This window comes from Novosphingobium sp. TCA1 (genome assembly GCF_009811895.1).
GTDB lineage: Bacteria > Pseudomonadota > Alphaproteobacteria > Sphingomonadales > Sphingomonadaceae > Novosphingobium > Novosphingobium panipatense_A.
The window spans coordinates 1-25,761 of record NZ_BLJH01000002.1 but is presented as its reverse complement, the minus strand read 5'-3'; the positions used below and the strand labels follow the sequence as shown (position 1 = coordinate 25,761).

23 protein-coding genes and 1 tRNA gene are annotated in these 25,761 nt (G+C 66.2%); 16 read left to right on the top strand and 8 right to left on the bottom strand.

Annotation, left to right across the window (positions count from 1 at the left end):
• Positions 1-241: 241 nt before the first annotated feature.
• The 4 genes from NTCA1_RS03435 to NTCA1_RS03420 all read right to left on the bottom strand — a co-directional run bounded on the left by NTCA1_RS03435 (position 242) and on the right by NTCA1_RS03420 (position 5,128).
• Positions 242-883 (bottom strand): lytic transglycosylase domain-containing protein, encoded by a 642-nt coding sequence (locus NTCA1_RS03435; protein WP_159828400.1) that lies wholly within the window; start codon positions 881-883, stop codon positions 242-244.
• A 53-nt stretch (positions 884-936) separates the two neighbouring features.
• The gene (locus tag NTCA1_RS03430) at positions 937-2,061 is read right to left on the bottom strand and encodes a phytase (protein WP_159828397.1); all 1,125 of its coding nucleotides are present in this window, start codon (positions 2,059-2,061) and stop codon (positions 937-939) included.
• The gene (locus tag NTCA1_RS03425) at positions 2,061-4,868 is read right to left on the bottom strand and encodes a TonB-dependent receptor (protein ID WP_159828394.1); all 2,808 of its coding nucleotides are present in this window, start codon (positions 4,866-4,868) and stop codon (positions 2,061-2,063) included. The genes NTCA1_RS03430 and NTCA1_RS03425 overlap by 1 nt, the downstream gene beginning before the upstream one ends.
• 185 nt (positions 4,869-5,053) lie before the next feature.
• Positions 5,054-5,128: transfer RNA gene (locus NTCA1_RS03420), tRNA-Thr, on the bottom strand.
• 57 nt (positions 5,129-5,185) lie between these two features.
• On the opposite strand from NTCA1_RS03420, the gene NTCA1_RS03415 reads away from it, so the two are divergent.
• From NTCA1_RS03415 to NTCA1_RS03375, 9 genes are all read left to right on the top strand, one after another.
• Positions 5,186-5,461 (top strand): hypothetical protein, encoded by a 276-nt coding sequence (locus NTCA1_RS03415; RefSeq protein ID WP_086490959.1) that lies wholly within the window; start codon positions 5,186-5,188, stop codon positions 5,459-5,461.
• A 78-nt stretch (positions 5,462-5,539) separates the two neighbouring features.
• Positions 5,540-6,226: a 2,3-diphosphoglycerate-dependent phosphoglycerate mutase gene (gpmA, locus tag NTCA1_RS03410; protein ID WP_159828391.1), complete on the top strand. Its 687-nt coding sequence runs from the start codon at positions 5,540-5,542 to the stop codon at positions 6,224-6,226.
• A 1-nt stretch (position 6,227) separates the two neighbouring features.
• Positions 6,228-6,716, top strand: coding sequence for a 5-(carboxyamino)imidazole ribonucleotide mutase (purE, locus tag NTCA1_RS03405; RefSeq protein ID WP_159828388.1), 489 nt, complete (start codon positions 6,228-6,230; stop codon positions 6,714-6,716).
• Positions 6,717-6,858: 142 nt separating this feature from the next.
• Positions 6,859-7,923: a 5-(carboxyamino)imidazole ribonucleotide synthase gene (locus NTCA1_RS03400; protein ID WP_159828385.1), complete on the top strand. Its 1,065-nt coding sequence runs from the start codon at positions 6,859-6,861 to the stop codon at positions 7,921-7,923.
• A 7-nt stretch (positions 7,924-7,930) separates the two neighbouring features.
• A complete protein-coding gene (locus tag NTCA1_RS03395; protein ID WP_159828382.1) occupies positions 7,931-8,416 on the top strand; it encodes a dihydrofolate reductase in 486 nt (161 codons plus the stop codon).
• Positions 8,417-8,428: 12 nt separating this feature from the next.
• A complete protein-coding gene (locus tag NTCA1_RS03390) occupies positions 8,429-9,361 on the top strand; it encodes a bifunctional riboflavin kinase/FAD synthetase (protein WP_201282408.1) in 933 nt (310 codons plus the stop codon).
• 228 nt (positions 9,362-9,589) lie between these two features.
• Positions 9,590-12,619: an isoleucine--tRNA ligase gene (locus tag NTCA1_RS03385; protein ID WP_159828379.1), complete on the top strand. Its 3,030-nt coding sequence runs from the start codon at positions 9,590-9,592 to the stop codon at positions 12,617-12,619.
• A 20-nt stretch (positions 12,620-12,639) separates the two neighbouring features.
• A complete protein-coding gene (gene lspA, locus NTCA1_RS03380; RefSeq protein WP_159828939.1) occupies positions 12,640-13,173 on the top strand; it encodes a signal peptidase II in 534 nt (177 codons plus the stop codon).
• A 4-nt stretch (positions 13,174-13,177) separates the two neighbouring features.
• On the top strand, positions 13,178-13,594 hold the full coding sequence (locus NTCA1_RS03375; protein WP_086490991.1) for a DUF3035 domain-containing protein: 417 nt from the start codon (positions 13,178-13,180) through the stop codon (positions 13,592-13,594).
• 79 nt (positions 13,595-13,673) lie between these two features.
• Here the strand turns inward: NTCA1_RS03375 and NTCA1_RS03370 are convergent, their stop codons facing one another.
• Positions 13,674-14,858 (bottom strand): serine hydrolase, encoded by a 1,185-nt coding sequence (locus NTCA1_RS03370; protein WP_159828936.1) that lies wholly within the window; start codon positions 14,856-14,858, stop codon positions 13,674-13,676.
• Positions 14,859-14,890: 32 nt separating this feature from the next.
• On the opposite strand from NTCA1_RS03370, the gene NTCA1_RS03365 reads away from it, so the two are divergent.
• Entirely contained in the window at positions 14,891-15,304 is a 414-nt protein-coding gene (locus NTCA1_RS03365; RefSeq protein ID WP_236549083.1) for a hypothetical protein, read from the top strand.
• Positions 15,305-15,326: 22 nt separating this feature from the next.
• Here NTCA1_RS03365 and mnmA read toward each other — a convergent pair whose 3' ends face one another.
• Positions 15,327-16,499 carry a tRNA 2-thiouridine(34) synthase MnmA gene (mnmA, locus tag NTCA1_RS03360; RefSeq protein WP_159828376.1) on the bottom strand — a complete coding sequence of 391 codons (1,173 nt, stop codon included), beginning with the start codon at positions 16,497-16,499 and terminating at the stop codon, positions 15,327-15,329.
• Positions 16,500-16,695: 196 nt separating this feature from the next.
• Here mnmA and NTCA1_RS03355 point away from each other — a divergent pair, with 196 nt between their 5' ends.
• The 6 genes from NTCA1_RS03355 (at position 16,696) to NTCA1_RS03330 (ending at position 24,289) form a co-directional block, all read left to right on the top strand.
• A complete protein-coding gene (locus NTCA1_RS03355) occupies positions 16,696-17,040 on the top strand; it encodes a hypothetical protein (RefSeq protein ID WP_159828373.1) in 345 nt (114 codons plus the stop codon).
• Positions 17,041-17,042: 2 nt separating this feature from the next.
• Positions 17,043-17,342 (top strand): DUF1153 domain-containing protein, encoded by a 300-nt coding sequence (locus NTCA1_RS03350; RefSeq protein WP_086490989.1) that lies wholly within the window; start codon positions 17,043-17,045, stop codon positions 17,340-17,342.
• A 364-nt stretch (positions 17,343-17,706) separates the two neighbouring features.
• Entirely contained in the window at positions 17,707-18,951 is a 1,245-nt protein-coding gene (locus NTCA1_RS03345; RefSeq protein ID WP_159828370.1) for an efflux RND transporter periplasmic adaptor subunit, read from the top strand.
• A gap of 14 nt (positions 18,952-18,965) precedes the next feature.
• Positions 18,966-22,412, top strand: coding sequence for an efflux RND transporter permease subunit (locus NTCA1_RS03340; RefSeq protein ID WP_159828365.1), 3,447 nt, complete (start codon positions 18,966-18,968; stop codon positions 22,410-22,412).
• Positions 22,413-22,523: 111 nt separating this feature from the next.
• Positions 22,524-23,744, top strand: coding sequence for a DUF445 domain-containing protein (locus NTCA1_RS03335; RefSeq protein ID WP_086490947.1), 1,221 nt, complete (start codon positions 22,524-22,526; stop codon positions 23,742-23,744).
• A complete protein-coding gene (locus tag NTCA1_RS03330; protein WP_236549082.1) occupies positions 23,741-24,289 on the top strand; it encodes a GNAT family N-acetyltransferase in 549 nt (182 codons plus the stop codon). The genes NTCA1_RS03335 and NTCA1_RS03330 overlap by 4 nt, the downstream gene beginning before the upstream one ends.
• A gap of 95 nt (positions 24,290-24,384) precedes the next feature.
• On the opposite strand, the gene NTCA1_RS03325 is transcribed toward NTCA1_RS03330, so the two are convergent.
• Together NTCA1_RS03325 and NTCA1_RS03320 are read right to left on the bottom strand one after the other, a co-directional pair.
• A complete protein-coding gene (locus NTCA1_RS03325; RefSeq protein WP_159828361.1) occupies positions 24,385-25,293 on the bottom strand; it encodes an energy transducer TonB in 909 nt (302 codons plus the stop codon).
• A 154-nt stretch (positions 25,294-25,447) separates the two neighbouring features.
• Positions 25,448-25,761 (bottom strand): FAD-binding protein (locus NTCA1_RS03320; RefSeq protein WP_201282407.1); only part of this gene is annotated, 314 nt, incomplete at its 5' end.

The following is a 25,761-nucleotide window of genomic DNA, read 5'->3' as shown; positions in this document are numbered from 1 at the left end:
TTTTTGCAGAATTGGGTCTGACGAAAGCGCGCTTCCTTTGGAGGCGCGCTTTTTTCTTGTGCCAGATGCATTCGACAGGCTCGGTATGACCCTTCGACAGGCTCAGGGTGAGCGGGTGTTGGTATATCCGCGAGCATGCCCATGCGGCCCAAAAAGCCTTCCTCCGCTCATCCTGAGCCTGTCGAAGGATCAGCCTGAGCTTGTCGAAGGCCCCTCAGTCAGGAACGAAGCCCCGAAAGCCTCAGCGCCGCACCGGGTCCGTCAGACGCGCCATGATCGCGGCGACATAGGCCTGGGTTTCGCGGATGCGGGGAATGCCGCCCGCCTTCTGCACGCGGCCGGGACCGGCATTGTAGGCCGCCAGCGCCTTTTCGATATCGCCCCCGAAAGCGTCGAGCTGCATGCGCAAGTAGCGCGCGCCGCCTTCGAGATTGGCCATGGGATCGCCGGGATTCACGCCCATCTGCGCCGCCGTACCGGGCATGAGTTGCGCCAGTCCGCGCGCACCCACCGGCGAACGGGCCGCCTCGTTCCAGCGGCTCTCCTGCCAGACCACGGCCTCGAACAGGGCCGGGCTGATGTCGTACTTGGCAGCCAGTTCCGCCACGCGCGCGCGCCAGCGGGTCGGTCCGGCCGCATCGAGGGCATCGGTGATCGATTGCGGATGAAGCTGCGCGGCTTCGAGCGCCGCCGGAACCGCCTCCACTGATGCAACGTCCGCGCCCACGGCGTCACGGCCCTGCCCTGCCGGACCTCCGGCCACCCACTGATAGCCGTTAGAGCCAATCTCCAACACGTCGGCCGAGGCCGCGCAGGGCAGGCCGGACGCGGCCAGAACGGCCGCACCGACAGAGAGTTTCAGGCGATTCGAAAAGCGCGTCATGGCCCGCCCTGATACTCCAGTGGAGTACGGTTTCTCAAGCCGGGCCATAGCGCTCACTCGATCCCCAGCGCGGTGCGGATCGACCGCCAGGACAACATCTTGAAGTTCTGTGCCTTGGGCGCATTGTTGCCGTCCTGCGCGACCATCAGGCCCTCGGGGAACTGCGGGCCGAAATCGCCGAGCATGACTTCGATGCCATCGGTGTCGCTAGTGCCGCCGATCGTGCCACCATCGATGCGGAAACGCCCCGCAGGCTTGCCCCCAGACAGCGTGTTTGAGGACAAGTCGAACAGCGCATAGGCATTGTCGCCCTGGCTCGACGCCACCAGCCAGGCCCGGCCGCCGTCCTCGCGCGCCACGGCCAGACCCTCGACATCGGCCACGAGACCGTCCTCGGCGCCGACGCGGGCGAAAGGCTGGGCCACGAGATCGGCCCCGGCGAGCGGAACCTTCCAGATGCCGACGTCTTCCTCGGCCACGAACAGGACCTTGCCTGCATCGTCCACCACGCAGCCTTCGGACTGGGTGGCGAACTTCACCAGCCGGACATAGTCCGCCGCGATCCGTCCGTCCTTCTCCAGCAGGCGGCTTTCCGCCACCGAGCCGTCCTTGAGCACGACATAGGCCCGCGCCAGTTCGCCGCGCGCCAGCGCGCTGCCCATGCAGAAGCCATAGGCCTCTGCCGGGGCATGACCGGCGGGCAGGAAGGTCTCGGCACCCAGCGCCGCCAGCTTGCCGGTCGCGCCGTCGAGCGCGAACAGCGCGATGCGCGGTTCGGCGCGGTCGGTGCGGTCGCTGGCGCCGACGAGGATGCGCCTGGAACCATCGGCCATGCGCACTTCGCGAAGGTCGACATTGTTGAGCGCGCCCGCCGCCGCGAAATCGCGGACCTTGCCGTCGAGGCCGTAGACGTAGAGCCCCGCCTTCTTGTCGGTGCCGAGGACCAGGCTGGCGGCCGGATCGGCGGCATTGCGCCAAATAGCCGGATCGTCCGCGGCATCGGCGTTGGGCGTGCCCACCGGCACCGTTTCGGCCTCGGCCGGAACGTTCACGGCGGGAAGCATGACGGCGGCAGGCGCTCCGCCCGTGGTTGCGCAGCCGGCAAGCAGAAGGGCCGGAAGCAATGCTCCCGACCCCTGCTTCACGATATCGGCGACAGTCGTGAAAGGTGCCTTCATCAGAAGGTCACCTTCGCGCCGAACTTCACGGTCGAGCCGTATTCCTCGTACTGGAGGAGACGCTTGGAACCGGCGAAGTCCTGATAGGCATAGAACTTGGCGTTGTTCACGTTCACCCAGTCCGCGAAGAGCCGCACGTTCTCGGTCAGCTTGTACTTGGCCGAGAGGTCCAGCTGGAAGTGCTGGTTGACGATGCGGTCCTGATCCGGGGCACCGCCCACTTCGTCCAGGTACTTGTCGCGGAAGGTACCGGCGGCGCGCAGGCTGACCGGGCCCTTCTCGTAACCGAGCACGACGTTGAAGGTGTTCTTCGACGACGAAGGCAGCGAGATGCGGCGGGCCACGCCGTCATCGTCGAGCACGGTGCCGCGCGCGTAAGTGTAGGTGTAGTTGAGCTGGGTCAGCAGGCCATCGAAGGGCGAAGGCAGCATCGAGAAGACCTGGCTGAAGCTGGCTTCCAGGCCCGCGACGGTCGCGGTGTCGCCGTTCACCGGCGTGCGCAGCTCGGTATAGTCCACCCCGTTGAAGGTGCCTTCCTCGCTGGAGAAGGCGCTGTAGGTGTAGTCCTTGATCGACTTGTAGAAGCCGCCGAACGAGATCGCGCCGTTGTTGGTGAAGTAGTAGTCGAACCCGGCATCGAAGTTCCAGGCCTGGTAGGGCTTGAGGTAGGGGTTGCCGAATTCGGCCTCACCATCCTCGTTGATGCTGTAGCGCGGCGCGAGGTCGGCCAGCTTGGGGCGTACCACCGTCTTGTAGCCGGCCGCGCGGGCGACGAGGTTGCTCTGCGGGCTCCAGCGCAGGGTCAGGCTGGGCAGCCAGTTGGTGTAGTTGCGCTCGTAGCCCACGCCCGAGACATCGACCACGCTATCGCCGTCGTCGTTCTCGCTCACGGCGACAAGGTTGCCGTTCAGCTTGTTGTAGGTGCGTTCCACGCGGACGCCGCCGATCACGCGCAGGGTGGCAGAGTCCCAGCGGCCGAGCAGGTAACCGGCCAGGATGTCCTCGCGCACCGAGTAGTCGCTGGTCGAGCTGTCGATCAGGCTGTCGACATCGTTGTATTCGAAGCCGCCTTCGTTCGCGAGGTAGAAGTCGGCCGGACCACGCTTGCTGGCCACCGGGCCCATGTCGAGCAGGCGGTAGGTCTGCTTGCCCAGCACATCGGCCAGCGTATAGTCGCCGTCATAGCCGTCGAAGCGGCTCATGTTGAAATCGTAGGACTTCTTGCGCCAGCGTGCCTTGACGCCGCCCTGCACGGTGAAGTCGCCATTGTCGCCGGCGAAGGTGCGGGCGAGGTCGGCCTTGGCCGCCCATTCCTCGTCCTGGCTGTCCGACAGGGTCGTCAGTTCGAGGCGGTCGAACCCGTAGTTGCTTGCATCGTTCACCGATGCCGCGCCGTTTGCGACCGAGTAAGCCGGGAAGAACTTGTTGCCGTTGTTCACGTCGATGGCAACGCCCGAATCGTTCTCGAACTCGGCGGTGTAGCGGCTGGGATCGAGCGAGAAGGTCTCCTTCTCGGTCGATTTGGCATAGCTGCCCTGCCAGTTGAACTTCCAGGTGCCGGTGTCGGTGTCGCTGCCGATGGCGACCGAGCGGATGCGCTGGCGCTCGAAGCGATCCTTGTGGTCGCGCTCGATGGTCAGCTTGTCGCCATCGTCGAGATCGGCGGTGTCGAAGCGCACGGTCGATCCGGTGGCGCCGCTGGCTTCGCCGAAGTCGCTGAAGTCGAAAGTGGTGCGGCGGCGATATTCATGATCGTCGAACTGCGCCCAGTTGCCGCGCACATAGGCCTTGGTGGTGTCCGAAACGCGCCAGTCGAACGAGAGCGCCGCGTTGATGCGGGTGCGCTCGACGTCGTAGTCGCGGTATTCCAGGGTTTCGGCATAGGCGTTGCCGTTATCGTCCTCGGTCCAGTCCGCCGCCTCGACGTTGTCGGTCTCGAACTTGCGCTTGTAGTAGCTGACGGAGCCGGCAATGCCGAAGTTCTCGCCCAGCTTCTGGGTGAAGTCGAACGCACCCTTCGGCGTGACTTTGCCCGAATAGTCGTTCCAGCTGCCTTCGGCGTTCAGCGAGTAGCGGTTCTTCTTCGAATCGAAGGCACTGGTGGTCTTGATCTCCACCGATGCGCCGATGAAGTCACCGTCCATGTCGGGGGTGAAGGACTTCTTCACTTCCACCGATTCGATGGTGTCCGACGAGACGACGTCGAGCGCGACCTGGCGCACGTCCGATTCCGGTGCCGGGATGCGCACACCGTTGAGCGAGGTCGAGTTGAGGTTGGGATCGAGGCCGCGCACGGCCACGAAGCGGCCCTCGCCCTGGTCGTTGAGGATATTGATGCCCGGCAGGCGGCGCAGCGATTCGGCCACGTTCTGGTCGGGGAACTGGCCCACGGCGTCGCGGGTGAGCACGGAAACCACGCCGTCGGCCGCCTTCTGGCGCGACAGGGCGCTGGTCAGGTTGGCGGTCTGGCCGGTCACCAGGATGTCGCCGCCGCCGATCGCGGGCAGGTTGAAGTCGCTGGCGATGCGGCCGGTGGCGGGAACGGTGAGCGACTGGGTGGTCACTTCGGCGCCGACGTAGCGCGCTTCCACGGTATAGGTTCCGGCCGGCACGTCGCCGAAGATGAAGTTGCCGCCGCGATCGGTCTCGGCCGAGCGGTTCAGTTCGACGATGCGGACCGAAGCCGACTGCAGAGGACGCACGCCCGATGCGTCATGCACGCTGCCGGCCACTTCACCGGCATGGGCGATCGTGGCGAACGATGCCGAGGCGAGCAGTCCCGCAGCGATGCGGAGGGAAGTCTTCATGTACTGGAACCCTGTTTTGCAACGAATTGCGGCGCGTCTAGGCAGGGTTCGTGACAGTTAGGTGCCAATGGGATGGCACTTTCGTGACAGCGCTGCGGTGCAGCAAAAAAGTCACAGTTCACGCGTTTTCACGTGGAACATCCGCAGCTTGCTACGGGATCACCAATTCTCGATATGGGGGAGAATGGTGCTGCTGGGGAGGATTGAACTCCCGACCTCGTCATTACCAATGACGCGCTCTACCACTGAGCTACAGCAGCGCCTGATTTCCGTTGCCGGAAGCGCTTGTCCCGGCGACCCGGGGCAGGGGCGCGCTAATGTCCGTGACCGCGAAGATTGTCAAGCGCCTCTTGCGCATTCTTTTTCAGAAAGCCATTTCAAGCCCACTCCAAGGCCCCTCGAAAGACGCCCTGACCATGACGAATACCGCGCATTCCCGCGAGGAACGGCTTGCCGCCAAGCTTCGTGAAAATCTTCGCCGCCGCAAAGCGCAGGCGCGGGCCATCTCCTCCGCCGACGAATCCGCCTCCTCTTCCGAATCAGGTCATGAAAACGAATCAGGCGGTCTTTCCAAACCGGCGCCGGAAAGCTAGGGGCTGCGCCCAGACATAGAGTCAGTCTGCCAACGGGCGTTTCCCGAGGGGATCGCCGCTGAGACCTGGGAGTACGCCTTGCCTCGCCTGATCCTCGTCCGCCACGGCCAGAGCCAATGGAATCTCGAAAACCGCTTCACCGGCTGGTGGGACGTAGACCTTACCGAAAAGGGTGAGGAAGAAGCCCGCGCCGCCGGCACCCTGCTGAAGGAAAAGGGCCTGGCGCCCGCCGTCGCCTTCACCTCGCTCCAGACCCGCGCGATCCGCACGCTGCATCTCGCCCTGGAAGCCGCTGGCCTGCTGTGGATCCCCGAGACCAAGGACTGGCGCCTCAACGAACGCCACTACGGCGGCCTCACCGGCCTCAACAAGGCCGAGACCGCGGCGAAGCACGGCGACGATCAGGTCAAGATCTGGCGCCGCAGCTTCGACACGCCGCCGCCGGTCCTCGAAATCGGCAGCGAATTCGATCTCTCCACCGACCCGCGCTACGCCGGGATCGACGTGCCGCAGACCGAAAGCCTGAAGGACACCATCGCGCGCGTCCTGCCTTACTACGAAGGCTCGATCGTGCCGCACCTCAAGGCCGGCGCCGACGTGCTGATCTCCGCCCACGGCAACAGCCTGCGCGCACTGGTGAAGCACCTGTCCGGCATCTCGGACGACGAGATCACCGGCCTCGAAATCCCGACCGGCCAGCCGATCGTCTACGAACTGGCGGACGATCTCGCGGTGCTCGACCGCTACTATCTCTCGGAGCGCTGAGATGAGCGGGGTGGGGGCTCCTGTTGCCATCGTCATGGGCAGCCAGTCCGATTGGCCGACCATGATCCGCGCCGCCGAGATGCTGGACAAGCTGGGCGTCGCCTATGACGCCCGGATCGTCTCGGCACACCGCACGCCCGAGCGTCTGGTCGATTTCGCCAAGGGCGCGGACGGCGAAGGCTTCAAGGTGGTGATCGCCGGAGCGGGGGGCGCCGCCCACCTGCCCGGCATGATCGCTTCGATGACGCACCTTCCCGTGCTGGGCGTGCCGGTGCAGTCGAAGGCGCTTTCGGGGCAGGACAGCCTGCTCTCGATCGTGCAGATGCCCGCCGGCATTCCGGTCGGCACCCTGGCGATCGGCGAGGCGGGCGCAGCCAATGCGGGCCTGCTGGCCGCCGCGATCCTCGCCACCTCCGACCCGGCCCTGGCCGCGCGCCTCAAGACCTTCCGCGCGGACCAGACGGCCAGCGTGGCGGAAAAGCCGGTCTGATCGCTTCGGCCCGGCTGTCTTGCCAGCTCGGGCATGATGCTTCGACAGGCTCAGCATGAGCGGGTAACGGTGTTATCCGAGTTGAATTGAAGTCCGCTCGCCCTGAGCTTGTCGAAGGGCCTGCATGCAACGAGTCCAAAAGATGATCCCTCCCGGCGAAACCATCGGCATCCTCGGCGGCGGCCAGCTCGGCCGCATGATCGCGATGGCCGCGGCCCAGCTCGGCTACCGTAGCCATATCTACGCCCCCGAAGCCGATTCGATCGCCGCCGAAGTCAGCGCGGAATTCACTTGCGCCGCCTGGGACGATGCCGAGGCCATGGCCCGCTTCGCCGCAGGCTGCGCCGTCGTCACCTATGAGTTCGAGAACGTGCCGGTCGGCCCGCTCGCCGCGCTGGGTGACGTGCCGCTGCTGGCAAAGCCTCTCGCGCTGGAAACCGCGCAGGACCGGCTCAACGAGAAGCGCTTCGTCACGGACCTCGGCGGCACCCCTGCCCCCTTCCATCCGGTCGATTCCGCCGCCGATCTTGCCGAAGCCATCGCCGCGATCGGCGCGCCCGGCATTCTCAAGACCCGGCGCGACGGCTACGACGGCAAGGGCCAGTGGCGCATCATGACGGCGGGGGACGCCGAGGGCCTCGACCTTCCCGACCAGCCGCTGATCTACGAAGGCTTCGTCACGTTCTTCGCCGAGTTCTCGGTGATTCTGTGCCGCGGCGCGGACGGCGAGATCCGCTATTTCGATTCGGCCCACAACGTGCATGAGGGCGGCATCCTGGCGCTCAGCACCGTGCCCGCGCCCGCGCGTCTGCTGGAACAGGTTCCCGCCGCGCGCGAACTCGCCGCCAAAGTGGCCGACGCGTTGGACTATGTCGGCGTGCTCACGCTGGAATTCTTCGCGACCGAAAACGGCCCCGTCTTCAACGAGATGGCGCCGCGCGTCCACAATTCCGGGCACTGGACCATCGAGGGCGCGGTCACCAGCCAGTTCGAAAATCACGTCCGCGCCATCTGCGGGCTGCCGCTGGGCGATACCGGGCTTGCCGCCGATGCCGTGGAAATGCGCAACCTGATCGGCGACGAAGCGGATGACTGGCGGGCGATCCTGTCCGATCCGGCCAACCACCTTCACCTCTACGGCAAGGGTGCCGCGCGTCCCGGCCGCAAGATGGGCCACGTCACCCGCCTGACCTTCCAGCGGGACTGACCGGCACTTGGCGCAGGACCTCTTCCTTGTCTACGCCCGCGCCGCGAACGGCGTGATCGGCCGCGACGGCGCCCTGCCCTGGCGCCTGCCCGCCGATCTCCGGCGCTTCAAGGCCATGACGATGGGCAAGCCCATGATCATGGGCCGCAAGACGTTCGACAGCTTCCCCTCGCCGCTGCCCGGCCGCCGCCACATCGTGCTCACCCGCGATACCGCATGGCAAGCCGAGGGCGCGGAAGTAGCGCATTCGGTAGAGGACGCCCTTGCGCGGGCGGGCGGCGACGACGTGGCGGTGATCGGCGGCGCCGAGATCTACCGGCTGTTCCTGCCGCTGGCCCGCCGCATCGAACTGACCGAGATCCACGCCGACTATCCCGGCGACACCGCAATGCCCGCGACCGGTCCCGAATGGCGGGAAACCGCGCGCGAGGAACATCAGGCGGACGGTGACTATCCCGCGCACGCTTTCGTAACGCTGGTCCGGGACTTATAGGCCTCAATCGACATGATTCGTCTCGACAACCGCGAAGCCATTCCCGAATCGATGCGCGGCGCCATTCTGGCGCTCGGCAATTTCGACGGGTTTCATCAGGGCCACCAGGCCGTGGTCGGCGAAGCGATTCGCTGGGCGCGCGAACGCGGCCGCCCTGCCATTGTCGCGACTTTCGATCCCCATCCCGTCCGCCTGTTCAAACCCGACGCCCCCGCGTTTCGCCTGACCACGCTCGACCAGCGGCAGGACCTGTTCGAGGCTGCCGGTGCCGATGCCATGCTGGTGCTCCATTTCGACCGGGCCATGGCCTCGATGGAAGCGGCGGACTGGGTGGAGCAGGTGCTCGGCCGCCAGCTCGGCTGCGCCGGGGTCGTCACCGGCGAGGATTTCACCTTCGGCAAGGGCCGCGGCGGCAATCCGCGCGTCCTGTGCGAAGTGGGCGCGGGCTTCGGCCTGGAAGGGCGCACCGTCGGCCCCGTGCATGATGCAGAGGGCGTGATTTCCTCCAGCCGCATCCGCGACGCGCTGAAGCTGGGCGAGTGCGAGACCGCCGCCCGCTTGCTCACCCGCCCTTTCGCGGCGCGCGGGGTGGTGCAGCACGGCGGCAAGCTGGGCCGGACCATCGGCTTCCCCACCGCCAATATCAACATGAACAACTACTTGCGCCCGCGCTACGGCATCTACGCCGTGACCGGCCGCATGCCGGACGGGCGCATCCTGCCCGGCGCCGCCAACATGGGCGTGCGCCCCACCTTCGAGCCGCCGATCGAACTGCTGGAACCCTATTTCTTCGACTTCTCCGGCGATCTCTACGGCCAGGAGATCGAAGTGGCCTTCCACCACTTCCTGCGCCCCGAGGCGAAGTTCGATTCGCTCGACGCCCTCGTCGCCCAGATGCGCCGCGACTGCGACCGCGCCCGGGAACTGCTGTCGCATATCGGGTGAACGCCCGCTCGCGACAAACCCGTTAGCCCAATAAGCAACGTCATCCTGAACTTGTTTCAGGATCCATCGCGCAACACCGACCGGACCGTGCGTGCTGGGAAATGGACCCTGAAACAAGTTCAGGGTGACGAGCTGGGAGTGGAGAGGTTCTCCGCCGTCAAAACCCGCGCGCCGCAATGCCTGCGAACCCTTCCAACATCCGCGCATTTGCTCTAGTGCGCAGCGCATATGACCGAACAGCGCGATTATCGATCGACCGTCTTCCTGCCGAAGACCGATTTCCCCATGAAGGCCGGGCTCCCGCAGAAGGAGCCGGGTATTCTTGCGCGCTGGCAGGAACAGGACATTTACGCCAAGACCCGCGAGGCCCGCGCGGGCCGCGAGAAGTTCGTGCTGCATGACGGCCCGCCCTACGCGAATGGCGACATGCACATCGGCCACGCGCTGAACCATATCCTGAAGGACATGGTCGTGCGCACCCAGACCCTGTTGGGCAAGAACGCACCCTACGTCCCCGGCTGGGACTGCCACGGCCTCCCCATCGAGTGGAAGGTCGAGGAAGAATACCGCAAGAAGAAGAAGAACAAGGACGAGGTTCCGGCCGAGGAATTCCGCGCCGAATGCCGCGCCTATGCCCAGAACTGGGTGAACGTGCAGCGCGAGCAGCTGAAGCGCCTCGGCGTCAACGGTGACTGGGACAAACCCTACCTCACCATGGACTTCCAGGCCGAAGCCACCATCGTCACCGAACTGCTGAAGTTCGCAGAGCATGACATGCTCTATCGCGGCGCCAAGCCGGTGATGTGGAGCCCGGTCGAAAAGACCGCGCTGGCAGAGGCCGAAGTCGAGTACGAGGACATCGTCTCCACCCAGATCGACGTGGCTTTCGAGATCACCGAATCCGCCGTGCCGGAACTGGTCGGTGCCTATGCTGTGATCTGGACGACCACGCCGTGGACGATTCCGACCAACCAGGCGCTCGCCTATGGGCCTGAGGTTGAGTACACCCTCGTTTACCCCGGCATCGATGCTGGTTCCTCGGATGCCAATGTTCCCCAGGCAGGCACCATTGATGCCGAGCGTATCGCGGCCGAAAATGGCTTCATCCTTGGCCGCCCGTTCTTGATCGCGACGGAATTGGTCGGCGGTTTCCTTGCCCGTTTGAACGCCCAATTGAAGCGGATCGATTTCAGCGGATCGAACGCCGTTAACCCCGAAGTGGTGAACCTTGGCGCGCAGATCGCCGGTCGTTCGCGGGAAACCTTCAAAGGCTCCGAACTCGCCGGAACCCTCGCCCGCCACCCGATGCACGCGCTGGGCGGCTTCTTTGCCGAACCGCGTCCCCTGCTCGCGGGCGATTTCGTCACCACCGAGAGCGGCACCGGCCTCGTCCACATGGCGCCCGACCATGGCGAGGACGACTTCCTGCTCTGCAAGGCGAACGGCATCGGCCCCAAGTTCGTGGTCGAAGCCGACGGCAAGTATCGCGAGGACTGGGGCTGGCTCGGAGGTCAGGGCTCGGTCATCAATCCCAAGTTCAACGCCCCCGACGGCCCGATCTGCTCGGACCTGCGTGAGGCTGGCGCGCTGCTGGCGGCTTCGGCCGACTACAAGCACTCCTACCCGCATTCGTGGCGTTCCAAGGCCAAGGTGATCTTCCGCTGCACCCCGCAGTGGTTCGTGCCGATGGACAAGGTTCTCGGCCACCTGCCCTCCAAGACTCGCGCAGAGCGCCGCTGGGAAGGGGAAGGCGGCGCCATCGATCCGCAGGACGAAACCGCCGAAGCCTCGCCGACGCTGCGCGAAGCCGCGCTGGACGCCATCGCCGAAACGCGCTTCGTCCCCGAAAAGGGCCGCAACCGCATCGGCGCCATGGTCGAAGGCCGCCCGGACTGGGTGCTGTCGCGCCAGCGCGCCTGGGGCGTGCCGATCACGCTGTTCGTCGATCGCAAGTCCGGCGAATACCTCGTCGATGCCGAAGTGAACGCCCGCATCATCGCCGCCATCCGCGAGATCGGCGTCGATGCCTGGTCGGACGCGCGCGCGCAGGAATACCTCGGCAGCAAGTACAGCGCCGATGACTACGAGCGCGTGGTCGACATTCTCGACGTCTGGTTCGATTCCGGCTCGACCCACGCCTTCGTGCTCGAATCCGGCCGCTGGCCCGAACTGGTGCCCGCCGAGGATCATGTCGGCCCCACCGCCGACCTCTATCTTGAAGGCAGCGACCAGCATCGCGGCTGGTTCCAGTCCTCGCTGCTCGAGAGCTGCGCCACGCGCGGCCATGCGCCGTACAAGGCGGTGCTGACCCACGGCTTCACGATGGATGCCAAGGGCTTCAAGATGTCGAAGTCGCTCGGCAACACCATCAGCCCGATCAAGGTGTTGGAGACCAACGGCGCCGACATCATCCGCCTCTGGGCGCTTTCGGTGGACTATACCGAGGATCACCGCATCGGCGACGAGATCCTGAAGGGCGTGGCCGACCAGTACCGCAAGCTGCGCAACACCATGCGCTACCTGCTGGGCGCGCTCGACGGGTTCTCGGACGACGAGAAGCTGCCGGTTTCGGAGATGCCCGAGTTGGAGCGCTACGTGCTCTCGCTGCTCGCAGGCGTCGATGCCACGCTGCGCAAGGCCGTCGCGGACTTCGACTTCAATACTTACGTCCGCACCCTGCTGGATTTCTGCAACGAAGACCTCTCGGCCTTCTTCTTCGATATCCGCAAGGATTGCCTCTACTGCGACGCGCCTTCCGATCCGAAGCGCCGCGCCTATCGCACCGTGCTGGACACCTTGTTCCACGCGCTGGTGCGCTATGCCGCGCCGGTCACCGTCTTCACCGCCGAGGAAGTTTGGCAGAGCCGCTTCCCCGGCAGCGAGAGCGTCCACCTGCTCGAATGGCCGGACGTTCCCGCCGTGGAAGCCGATACCGCCCGCTGGGCAGACCTACGCGCCCTGCGCGTGAAGGTGACCGAGGCCATCGAGCCGCTGCGCCGCGAGAAGATCGTCGGTTCCAGCCTCGCCGCCGAAGTCACGGTTCCGGCCTCGGCACCTGCCAGTGCCTCTGACGCCGATCTGGCCGAACTGTTCATCACCGCGAAAGTGACGCGTGGGCAGGGAGACGACGTGACCGTCACCCCCTCCACCGACCACAAGTGCGGCCGCTGCTGGCGCCACCTTCCCGAAGTCTCGGAAGATGGCGACCTCTGCGACCGCTGCGATGACGTGGTGGGCGCTGTGGAGGAACAGGCGTGACTGGCGGGATGTCGGCCGGGATGTCGGTCGCCCGCAAACGCCTGATCGGCCTGCTGATCGCCGCTGTCGTCTTCGTGATCGACCAGGGGTTCAAGGCCTGGGTCGTCTCGGGGCTCAAGCTGCGGGACGTGGGGGTGATCGAAATCGCCCCCTTCTTCGACTTGCGCTGGACCAGGAACCTCGGCGTCTCGCTGGGCCTGTTCACGGCGGATTCGCCCGAAGGCCGCTGGGCGCTGGTGGCGATGACCGGCCTCATCGCGCTGTTCGTCTTCATCTGGATGCTGCGCGAGCGCAAGCTCGGCGAGATCGCCGCCCTGGCCATGGTGCTGGGCGGCGCACTGGGCAATATCCGCGATCGTTTCACCATGGGTTTCGTGATCGACTATGCCGACCTTCACTTCGGCGAATGGCGTCCGTTCCTCATTTTCAACATTGCCGACGTCGCCATCACGGTCGGCGTCCTGATTATCCTTGCCCGCTCATTGCTTTCGCGCGACAAGCCCGAAACGAATGGCGGACATGACAAGGCGCCCGACGCCGCCCCGGAGATTTGAGTTGATGCCCATGAAGAAGACCGGAGCCCTGATTCTCGTCGCCGCCGGTGCGGTGCTCGTGTCCGGCTGCGGAAGCACCGGCCTGCTGGACCACAACCGTCCCGACGAATTCGCCGTGCAGCGCCAGTCGCCGCTGGTGGTGCCGCCCGATTTCACCCTCGCCCCGCCGAAGCAGGGCCAGCCTCGCCCCTCGGACGACAATGTCCAGCAGCAGGCGCTCGACGCGCTGTTCGGCGGCCCGCAGGCCCGCAGCGACATCGAGAAGTCGACCCTGAGCATGGCCGGTCCGTCGGATCCGGCGATTCGCTCCACCGTGGGCGATCCGGGCACTTACACTGTCGCCAAGGGTCAGGTCACCCGCGCGATCCTGGCCGCCCCGGAAGGCGACGGCCGCGACGCACAGACCACGATCGAAGGCTGAACCGCCTTACCATCGCTAACGAAAAGGGCCGGAAGCGCAGCATCGCTTCCGGCCCTTTTCGTTGCGGCAGGTGCCCTCTTCAGATCCCGCCCGGGAACATCGCCAGAAGCTTGCCCAGCCTATCGTGAACCACGCGCTCCTGCACGGGATCGCTCTCGCCCAGCCGCACGACGGTCAGGAGCTGGTCGGGCGAGCCGATCACGTACTGGCCCTGCTCGCCCACGCAGGCGAAGACATTGCCCGGCGCCATGCCGGGAAACAGCACGTCCTCCCCGCCCGCGCCGGGTTTGGCCTTGGTTCGGTTGAGCCACACGCCCGCCCCGTAGCCGGGATTGCGCGGCGAGGATTCCAGCATGAACTGCACCCAGCGGCGCGGCAGGATCTGCGCGCCCTGGATCGAGCCGGTATGGCGCAGGAATTCGCCCAGCTTCGCCCAGTCGCGCGCCGAGGCGTGGATCATGGCCGATCCGATCATCGTGCCCGAACGGTCGAACCCGGCCATCGCCGAATCCATGCCGAGCGGCGCGAAGACCCGGTTGCGCAAGTAGTCGCCCACCGCCTTGCGGCGACGATCGGGATGGGCGTCAGGCGACAGCACCCGCGCGGCAAGGTCCGAGAGAATCACGGGCGTGGCCGCGCTGTTCACGAATCGCGCACCGGCAGGCGCCTCCAGCGGCTGCGCCTCGGCATAAGCCGCCATGTCGTCGCGCCCGTCGAGATAGAGCATGCGCATGCGGTCGGACTGCTGCGCTAGGCTGCCGCCAGTGCTTGCGCCATTTGCCGAGCCCCCTGTTTCCGAATGGCGCAGGCCCGAGCGCATCTGCAGGAGCTGCTTGAGCGTGATCTCGCCGCGCGGATCGCCGGGGCGCTGCCACGCCGGGATCGGCGCCGATTCGGCCAGCCGCAGCCGTCCGTCGCTGACGAGCTGCCCGACCATCAGCGCCGTGACGCACTGCCCCATGCCCCAGCCGTGCAGCCGCGTTTCGGCACGCACGCCTTCGCCGTAGCGCTCGGCGATGACCGCGCCGCGCTTCATCACCACAAGCGCCTCGGTCCGGCCGACGTCCTCTGCGAACAGCCCGTCGATGGCGCGGCCGAAAGCGGCACGCGGGGCGCCGCCGTCATCCTTGATGGCGGCCTGCGATTCGGCGCTCGGCGGCGGCGGTCCCTGCTGCGCGTCCTGTCCACAGCCGGCGAGGCCCGCCAGCGCCAGGACTGGCACGAGCGAAAGGGCGAGGATAAGGGGGGGGCGGCGCACCGGCATGACGCGCGGTGTGATGTGCGAGGCGCGGGAATATGGCAACAGGCACGACATACAGGACCGGGGACAGCCCGCCGCAGCCCGGCATTCCGGGCGGCACAGAGCGAAGCCGCCAGCCGTCGCGCTGGCTGCGCAACCTGGTGCTGCTCGCCTTGTTGGCAGCGGTGCTGCTGCTGGCTTGGTCATGGCGCGGCCTGCGCGAGGAAGCGCTGGTGAGCACCTCCTACGGCGCGCGGGTCGCCTGCGCCTGCCGCTTCGTTTCCGGGCAGGCGCTAGGAAGCTGCAAGGGCCGGATCGCCGTCGCCGGGCTGGGCCGCACCGCCAGCTTCATGATGCTGTCCGAAGATGCCGATGCCCGCACGGTCAAGGCCAGCGTGCCCCTGCTGGCCAGCCAGACCGCCACGTTCGCCGCCGATCGCGGTTGCCAGCTGGAGCCCTGGGCGGAGTAAGGGGCGGGGCGTTCCCTCACCCTCAATCCAGCGGAATCGCCGCCTCGGTGCCCTCGATCCAGCCGCCGCCGACCACCCGGTCTCCCGCATAGATCACCGCCGCCTGTCCCGGCGCCACGCCATATTCGGGAGTCGCGAAACGGATCGTCGTTTCCGCGCCGCCGCCGAAGGGTCCTTCGAGCGTGATCGGCACCGGTTTGGCCAACGACCGGACCTTGGCCGTCAGCGGAGCATCGGGCAGCGGGCCGATCCGGTTGGTTTCGGTCACCCTGGCAGCGGCAACGCCGAGCAGGCTGCGCGGGCCGACCATGACCCGGCGCCCGGGCGCATCGATACGCACGACGTAGAGCGGCTCGGGCTGGCCGCCGATCTCCAGGCCGCGGCGCTGGCCCACGGTATAGTGGATGATGCCACGGTGGGTGCCCAGTACCTCGCCGGTCAGGGCGTGGACGATCTCTCCGGGCGCCTCGCCTTCCGGGCGTACCGCGCGCACGATCTTGGCATAGTCGCCATCGGGCACGAAGCAGATGTCCTGGCTGTCCGGCTTGTCCGCCACGCGCAGCCCGGCCGCTTCGGCCAGGCGGCGGGTCTCGCTCTTGGGCAGTCCGCCGAGCGGGAAGCGCAGGAAATCGAGCTGGGCCTCGGTCGTGCCGTAGAGGAAATAGCTCTGGTCGCGCGCGGGATCGAAGGCGCGGTGCAGCTCCGAACCGGCCGGTCCTTCCACGCGGCGCACGTAGTGGCCGGTGGCGAGGCAGTCCGCGCCAAGGTCGCGCGCCATTGTCAGCAGGTCGGTGAACTTGGGTCCCATGTTGCAGCGGATGCAGGGGATCGGGGTGCGGCCCGCCATGTAGTCGTCCGCGAAGCGCTCGACCACTTCCTCGCGAAAGGCGCTCTCGTGGTCGAAGACGTAGTGGGCGATGCCCAGGCGGTCGGCCACGGCGCGCGCGTCGCGAATGTCGTCGCCCGCGCAGCAGGCACCCTTGCGGCCAGTCGCGGCGCCGTAGTCGTAGAGCTGGAGCGTGACGCCGATGGTCTCGGCACCGGTCGCGGCAGCCAGCGCGGCGACGACCGAGCTGTCGACGCCGCCGGACATGGCAACGACGATGCGGCGCGCCGAAAGCGGCGCAGGCAGTTGGAACAGCGTGGCGGGGTCGAGGCCGGCCACCAGTCCTTCAAGATCGGAAAGGGCGGTCATGCGCCGCCCCATACAGCCGAATGCGGCGAATTCCTACCTTTCAACCGCACGTGCCGCGCTTTCGGCCCCGGTTTGCCCTGCCCCTGCCCGCGCTGTCACGGTTAAGGAGCATCGGGAAGCCGCGTTAACAATGATTAAAAAAGAGTAAGCGCGGCCTTTACACTCCCTTGACCAAGCCGCGCTACAGATGGGCGGTATGAACATCGCTCACGATCATGAAACCTGCACAGCAGGGCATGCGCCGGGTCGCGGCAGCGAGGCGTTCATCGCGGCCGATCGTCCAATCGACTGGTTTTCCTTGCGTTCCCGGCTTTTCGCCGCACACGATCTGCGCACGGTGCTCGACGATGTCGCCGTCGAGACCACGGTTTCGACCCGTCTCCACCGCTTCGGCAGCTTCGCCGGTCCGGCAGCCAATGTGATTCATACGTATGCGTCAGTCTCAATAACTGTTAACCCAAATGCTTCAGGCAATCGCAAGCCAGCGCAGGCCAATGTCCTTTCCGTCGCCGGCAATCCAAGCACCGGCGTACGAGGGTGATGATGATCGAGAACCAGAAAATCCGTCCTGCCCAGGTAATCGGGCCGCTCGGCGAACCGTTGACGCTTGAATCGCTTCCCCCGGCGAACACCTCTCGCTGGGTCGTGCGCCGCAAGGCGGAAGTGGTGGCGGCGGTCAACGGCGGGCTGCTGACGATCGACGAGGTTTGCGAACGCTACCAGCTCACGCTCGAGGAATTCGCGTCCTGGCAGCGCGCCGTGGACCGCTCCGGCATGCAGGGCCTGCGCGTCACACGGATTCAGCACTACCGCGATCTCTACGAGCGTCAGCAGAAGTATTGAGCGTACTGCCTATTTGGTCCCGCAAGGACCCCGAAACGGCGGCGAACCTGGGTTCGTCGCCGTTTTCTGTATATCTCCAAGCAATTCCCGCCAGATAAGTCGCGCACCCCATTACCGTTACTTTCATCGACGCTGGTCGATCCGGGTCGGCGGAAGAACGACTGTCGATTGCCACCCGTCCACCGCAGGTATATGTCCTTTCGCAGGAAATTGGCCGTCGCAGCGGCGTGGACCCGCGTGTCCGCGCTCCGACGGCAGATCGTGCCTTCCGGCGATTTCGCGCGGCTTTCGCAACATCGCGGAAGATCGGGCCTCCGGCCAGGCATTCGGGATTGGGGGCAATCGCAGTTTTTGCGGTGACACGATGAATTACGACAGCAGGATCGACGTGACGGAGAACGAGGGGTTGGCGGCCACGGGCAAGACCTTGGGCGGTACGGGTGCGGGCGGCTATCCGCTCGGCGACGAAACGCTGCACGATGAGGGCGAGCCAAGCGGCACCTCGCGCCGCTGGTGGCTGATCGCGATCATCGCGGCGGTGCTGCTGGCCACCGGTATCTGGTTCGCCGTGCGCGGCGGCGGGGAAGCCAAGCAGCCCGGCGCAACCGATGTCCAGATGCCTGCCGTTACCGTTGTCGTCCCCGGCCGCGCCTCGGTCGAAGGTGAAATCACCGCCACCGGATCGCTGGCGGCCCGCCGCCCGATGCCGATCGGTTCGGTCGGCGAAGGCGGCCAGGTCCGCGCCGTGCTCGTCGAAGCGGGCGACTGGGTGTCTCAGGGCCAGGTCCTCGCCGTGATCGACCGCTCGGTCCAGTCGCAGCAGCAGGCCGGCCAGTCGGCCCAGATCGCCGTCGCCCAGGCCGATGCCCGCCTTGCCCAGGCCAATCTCGACCGCGCACTCAAGCTGGTCGATCGCGGCTTCATCTCCGCGGCCGACGTCGATCGCCTCACCGCCACGCGCGATTCCGCCGTCGCCCAGGTCAAGGTGGCGCGCGCCACGCTGGGCCAGCTCGATGCCCAGACCGCCCGCCTCAACATCGTCGCCCCCGCTTCCGGTCTCGTGCTCGAACGCAATGTCGAGCTGGGCCAGGTGGTCGGCGGCGGCAGCGCCGTGCTGTTCCGCCTTGCCAAGGGCGGCGAGATGGAACTGCTCGCCCAGCTCAGCGAAGACGATCTCGCCCGCATGCATGTCGGCGTCCCGGCCCGCGTGACGCCCACGGGCAGCAACGAAAGCTTCACTGGCCAGGTCTGGCAGGTCGCGCCGGTGATCGACGCCACCAACCGCCAGGGCGTGGCCCGCATCGCCCTTGCCTACAACACCGCGCTGCGCCCCGGCGGCTTTGCCAGCGCCGTCATCAACGGCGGCCAGACGGTTGCCCCGGTCCTGCCGGAATCGGCCATCCAGAACGACGACAAGGGCTCTTTCGTCTATGTGGTAGACGCCAAGAACGTGGTGCATCGCCGCCCGGTGCAGACCGGGCTGGTCACGGCCCGCGGCATCACCGTCAAGTCCGGGCTGGACGGCAGCGAAAAGGTCGTGCTGCGGGCCGGCGGCTTCCTCAACGAAGGCGACAAGGTCAAGCCGCGCCTGACCAAAGCGACCAATTGAGCGGATAGAACGCCATGAGCCTCCGCAACATCTCGGCCTGGTCGATCCGCAACCCGATCATCCCGATCGTCTTCTTCATCGGCGTCATGATCGCCGGCGTCGTCTCGTTCATGCGCATGGACGTGAACAACATGCCCGACGTCGAGTTTCCCGGCGTCCACGTCATGATCTCCCAGCCAGGCGCCGCCCCGACCGAGATCGAGACGCAGATAACCCAGATCATCGAAGGCGCGGTCCGCTCCGTGCCGGGGATCGAGGAAATCCAGTCCACCGCCTCCGAAGGCACTTCGACCACGCTGGTCTTCTTCACGGTGGGCACCGATCCCGACGTCGCGACCAACAAGATCAAGAACGCGGTGGACCAGGTGCGCGGGCAGTTGCCCGACGGCATTCTCGAACCGATGGTCACCAAGATCGAGGCCAACGGCGATAATCTGGCCTATTACGCGGTTAGTGCCGACGACATGACGATGGAACAGCTCAGCTGGTTCGTCGACGATACGATCTCCAAGACCCTGCTCTCGATCGAGGGCCTGTCCTCGGTGGAACGCAACGGCGGCGTCGACCGCGAGATTCGCGTCGTGGTCGATCCCGAGCGGCTGATCGCGCTGGGCCTTACCGCCAACGACATCAACGCCGTGCTGCGCCAGGTGAATACCGACGCGGCGGGCGGACAGGCGGAAATCGCCGGATCGCGCCAGTCGGTGCGCGTGCTCGGCAATGCTCAGGACGCCTACCAGCTCTCGCAGACCCGCATCAACGTGGGCGGCGGGCGGCAGGTCAAGCTTTCCGACATCGCCAAGGTCTACGACGGCTATTCCGAACAGACCCGCATCGCCAAGCTGCGCGGCCGCGAGGTCGTGACCTTCGGCTTCACCCGCGCGCTCGGCGCTTCCGACGTGGCCGTCTACGACGGCGCCGAAAAGGCGCTGGAGAAGATCCGCAAGGAAAACCCGAACATCCACATCACGCGCCTGTTCTCGGACGTGGACTATACCAAGGGCCAGTACACCAGCTCGATGGAAGCGCTGGTGGAAGGCGCGGTGCTGGCGATCGTCATCGTCTACCTGTTCCTGCGCGACTGGCGCGCGACGATGATCTCCGCCATCGCCATCCCGCTTTCGGCGATCCCGACCTTCTGGTTCATGGACCTGCTGGGCTTCACGCTGAACTTCCTCTCGCTGCTGGCGCTCAGCCTGGTGGCGGGCGTGCTGGTCGATGACGCCATCGTCGAGATCGAGAACATCGTGCGCCACATGCGCATGGGCAAATCTGCCTATCAGGCCTCGATCGACGCGGCCGACGAAATCGGCCTCGCGGTCGTCGCCACCACGTTCTCGATCGTCGCGGTGTTCCTGCCGGTCGGCCTGATGCCGGGCATTCCGGGCCAGTTCTTCAAGGCTTTCGGCCTGACGGTCGTGGCCGCCGTGCTGATGAGCCTTGCCGTGGCGCGCCTGATCACGCCGATGGTCGCGGCCTATTTCCTGAAAGCCCACGGCCATGCCGAGCATGGCGGCGGCAAGGCCATGGACTTCTACCTCAGGATCCTGGCCTGGACCCTCGATTCCAGGGAAGCGCACCGCCTGAAGGCGCGGCTCGTGAAAGCCCCGTCGCGCTGGTGGTACTACCTCGTCGCGACGATCGCCGTGCTCGTCATCCTGGGCGTCAGCTTCGGCGCCGCAGCGCTGCTGTTTACGGGCGTCAAGGCCCTGCTCACCCAGATCGGGCTCGATAGGGCCGCCCTGGTGCTGGCCGCCGTCGTGGCGCCGCTCGCGATCCCGGCCGTGATCTTCCTGCTGGGCGCCATCCTCAAGACCGTGCTCGGCGCCCTGGGCCGCTTCGGCGACTGGTATCGCTACTTCTCGGACCGCGTGGCGGCCCGCATGCGCGACCACCGCTTCTACGCCTTCTGCTCCGGCATCTATGCGCTGGTGCTCACGTTCGCCCTGCTCGCGGGCCTGCCTTCGCAGTTCCAGCCGAACACCAACAACGATACCAGCACGGTCAATCTCGAAATGGTGCCCGGCACCACGATCGAACAGACCGCCGCCGTGGCCGGCAAGGTGACGCGCCTGCTGGAAGCCCAGCCCGAAGTGCAGCACATCCTGGCCGCCTCGCGTGAGGGCAAGGGATCGCTCTATATCGCGCTCAAGCCCGCCGACCAGCGCAAGGCGACCAGCATCGAGTTCGAACGCCGGATGGCCCCGCAGCTTCAGGACATTCCCGATGCCCGCGTGACTTTCGCCACCCAGTCGGGCGGTTTCGGCAGCGGCCGCGATATCTCGGTCATGCTTTCGGGCAGCGATTCCAAGCTGCTCTACAAGACCGCGCAGACCCTGGCCGACCAGATGCGCACGATCCCCGGCGTCATCGCGCCGCGCATCGCCGCCGATCTCCAGCGGCCCGAACTGGTCATCGTGCCGCGTCTCGATCTCGCCGCCCAGCTCGGCGTCACCACCGCCGCGCTCAGTCAGACGATCCGCATCGCCACCCTGGGCGAGATAGACCAGAACGCCGCGAAGTTCTCGCTGAGCGACCGCCAGGTGCCGATCCGCGTCATCCTTGCCCGCGCCTCGCGGCGGGACTTCTCGACCATCGAGAACCTGCCCGTCACCACCGCCAGCGGCGGCTCCGTCCCGCTCAAGCGCGTGGCCGAGATCCGCTTCGGCGCAGGGCCGACCCAGATCCAGCGCTACAACCAGTCGCGCCGCATCTTCGTCGGTGCCGACCTCGGCGAGGGACAGGTCAAGGGTCCGATCATGGAGCAGATCCAGAAGCTGCCGATCATGACCAACCTGCCGACCGGCGTGTCGAACGCCCCGGTGGGCGAGGACAAGTGGCAGGCCGAGATGGTGAACAGCTTCGTCATCGCTGTGATCAGCGGCATCTTCCTGGTCTTCGCGGTGCTGGTTCTGCTCTATCGCCGCTTCGTCTCGCCGCTGGTCAACATGGCCTCGCTGCTGCTGGCACCGCTGGGCGGACTGCTGGCGCTGGTGATAGTCGGCCAGCCGATCTCGATGCCGGTCTACATCGGCATCCTGATGCTACTGGGCATCGTCGCCAAGAACTCCATCCTGCTGATCGATTTCGCGATCGAGGAGATGGAAAAGGGCGTCGACAAGCTCACCGCCATCATGGACGCCGGGCACAAGCGCGCCCAGCCGATCATCATGACCACCGTCGCAATGACGGCAGGCATGGTGCCCACCGCGATCTCGCTCTCGGGCGACGCCGCCTGGCGCGCGCCGATGGGCATTACCGTGATCGGCGGCCTGCTGCTGTCGACGATGCTGACGCTGGTCATCGTGCCTGCCGCCTTCAGCCTTGCGGATGGGTTCGAAAAGCGGCTCGGCCCCTGGCTGCGGCGCAAGCTGCTCACGTTCGAGCCGCACCACGCCCATGGTGACAATGTCAGCGGCGATGGCCCCGGCGCCATCCCGCAGCCGATCGCTGCCGAATGATGCCGCCGTTTACCGCGGGGAGGAACATTGCCGGGATTCAAGCGTAGCATCCCCGTGGCACGGCAAGACTTTTTACGGTCTGGCCCGGTCGTGACCGATCGGGCCAGACGCATGCGGATCTTCGCAACGGGGCTGCTGCTGTTCATGGCGGCGGCCTTCGTGGTTCTCCGCAGGCTGGCAGTGCTCCATCCCGAATGGAGCGGGCCGCTGGGCTATGCCATCGCCTTTACCGAGGCCGCGATGGTCGGCGGGCTGGCGGACTGGTTCGCGGTGACCGCCCTCTTCCGCCACCCGCTCGGGCTGCCGATCCCGCACACCGCGATCATCCCGGACAACAAGGATCGCATCGCCGATTCGATGGCGACCTTCCTGCGCGACAATTTCCTGACGCCCCAGGTCGTCGCCCGGCGGCTGCGGGGCTTCAACCTTGCCGCGGCGGCGGGTGCCTTCCTGGCCAACCCGGCGCGCGAAGAGCAGTCCCGCATCCGTTCGGGCGCGGCGAACCTGTTGGGCGACGTGCTGGAATCGCTCGATCCCGAACAGATGGGCGGCATGGTCAAGACCGGCCTGCGGCGCCAGATCGAGAAAGTGGAGGCCGCGCCCCTGATGGGCCAGATGCTTTCCAACGCCATTGCCGACCGCCGTCACCTGCCGCTTCTCGAAAGCCTGATGCGCAAGATCGGCGAAGCGATCGAGGCCAACGAGCCGATGATCCGCGAGATGATCCACCAGCGCGCCAACTCGATCATGCGCTGGACCGGGCTGGACGAAAGGCTTGCCAACGGCGTGCTCGACGGCGCCTATCGCCTGCTTGCCGAAGTGATCGTGCAGCCCGACCACCCCTTGCGCGCGCGCATCGACGAGGCGCTCACCCGCCTTGCCGACGACTTGCGCCACCGCCCGGAAACCCAGGCCAAGGTCGAGCGGATCAAGAACGAACTGCTCGAAAACCCGGCCGTCGGTGCGTGGATCGACAGCACCTGGGAACGCACGCGCAGTGCCCTGCTCAAGGCCGTGCGCAATCCCGACAAGGCCCTCTCCGGCGCGCTGGGCGAAAGCCTGGCACAATTGGGGCTGGCGCTCGGCGAAGACCCCCGCCTACAGTACATGGTCAATCGCTTCGCGCGGCGCACGCTGGTCGGCGTGGTGTCGCGCTATGGGGGGGAAATCGTGAGGCTGGTGTCGGAAACCGTGAAGCGCTGGGACGCGCGCACCGTGACGGATCGCATCGAAGGCGCGGTCGGCCGCGACCTCCAGTTCATCCGCATCAACGGCACGCTGGTCGGCGGCCTGTTCGGCGTCTGCATCCATGTCGTGGACGGGCTGCTGTGAGCGTGGCGACGCTGGACGGCCCGGTTCTGGTTACCGAGCGTTTCGAACTCTGGAAGCCGCAGGCCGGCGATCTGGACGACATGATCCGCCTCATCGCCGATGAAGAGACGCGCCGTTTCCTCGGCCTTGTCCAGGCCGAGCCGAAAGGCGTGTTCGAACGCCTCCAGCGTAACGGCGGCTCCTGGGCGCTTTACGGCTACGGCACGTTCCCCGTGCGCCTGCGGGGCGAGCGCGAGATCGTGGCCAATTGCGGAGTGTTCCACTCCTGGCGCGGCTTCGGCCACGGCATGGACGACGCGCCGGAAGCGGGCTGGATCGTCCGCAAGGACCATTGGGGCATCGGCCTTGCCAGGGAAGTCATGCAGGCCGCGCTGGAATGGTTCGATCGCATCCACGGCCCGCGCCGGATCGCCTGCATGATCGAGGACGGCAACCTCGGCTCCGAACGCGTCGCTGCCGCACTGGGCTTCACCCCCTGCGGCAGCCACGACATCGGCGAAGACGGCAAACCCGTGATCGTCAACCTGTTCGAGCGCGTTCCTTAGAGACTGTTTTAACAATGCCCAGATGGGCATTTTTGAACGGCACCGGCCCGCAAAATTCGCATTTCGCGGATTTTCAAACAGACTCTTGGCACAGTTCAGCGGCGGCGCTGGCCGACCTGCTTCATCGGGCGCCGTACCTTCCAACGGATGCTGGCCTCATAATAGGACGCCGCCGGCTTGCCGGCCTGATCGAGCGCCGGCGAGAAAGCCGCCTTCGATGTCATCTGCTCGCAGGCTGTCGCTGCGAAGGCCGCGTCGCCGTAATTGTCCACCACCTTGCAGCCGCTCACCGCGCCGGAAGCATCGACCAGCAGGCGCGCGCGCGTCAGGCCGGGGCGATGGCGATTGTCCGCGCCGAAGGGATAGCTGTTGGCCGCGATCCAGGTATCGGGCGAAGTCTTCGGCACAGGGCGCGCGGAAAGACTTGCCTGCTGCGCGGGATCGAGGCCCCACGAACGCACCAGGCCATCCGTGCATTCGCGCATTGCCGCCATGGCCTTGCCCAGCGGACCCGTTCCGAGCTGAACCGCCTTGTCGCCCCAGGACACGATCAGAGAGGTAATGGCCGCCTCGCGCTCGGGCGTTACCGCCGCGGGCAACTGACCGTCTTTCCTGAAGCCGTTCCAGGTGGTGGCGGAGAACATCAGGGCGGTCAGCTTGGCGCCGCCTTCGATCGGCGCATCCGCGACGGTGAAGCGGTCGGCAATAGGCTCTACGCCGTCGGGGCCGGTCTTGAGCACGAGGTGCGAGGATTCGGCCAGACCGTTGAAGGCCTTGGCAGTGATCGTGGCATAGAAGCGATCGCCCGGGCCGATCCGCTCGATTTCCAGAAGCGCCGGATTATCCGCCGTGCCGAAGCCGCGCTTCAGGCTGCAGGAGTCGGTGCCATTGTCCATTTGCCAGGGCGAACTGGCCGTCAGCACCGTGGTCTCGGCCATGGCGGGCGCCGACGTCAAAATGACCGCCGCCATGGCAGCCAGAGCTGCGGAATGGGTTCTGCTCATGCCAAGTCCTTGCACATGCGTGAAATATGCCCCGCAGACTATGTGCCAAACCGGACATGGCAAGCGTAATCGTCGACCGTCGTCTAGCGCCGACAAAGCAAAACCCCGGCCATTCCTGACCGGGGTTCGCATCATTTCACGGTTTTAACGCCGCTCAGAGCTTACCGGTAAGCTCCGGCACGGCGGTGAACAGGTCCGCGACCAGGCCGACGTCCGCCACCTGGAAGATCGGGGCGTCCTCGTCCTTGTTGATGGCGATGATGGTCTTCGAGTCCTTCATGCCCGCAAGGTGCTGGATCGCGCCCGAGATGCCGACTGCGATGTAGACTTCCGGCGCCACGATCTTGCCGGTCTGGCCGACCTGGTAGTCGTTCGGCACATAGCCCGCGTCCACCGCCGCGCGCGAAGCGCCGACGGCGGCGCCGAGCTTGTCGGCCAGCGGCAGGATCACCTGCTCGAAAGTTTCCG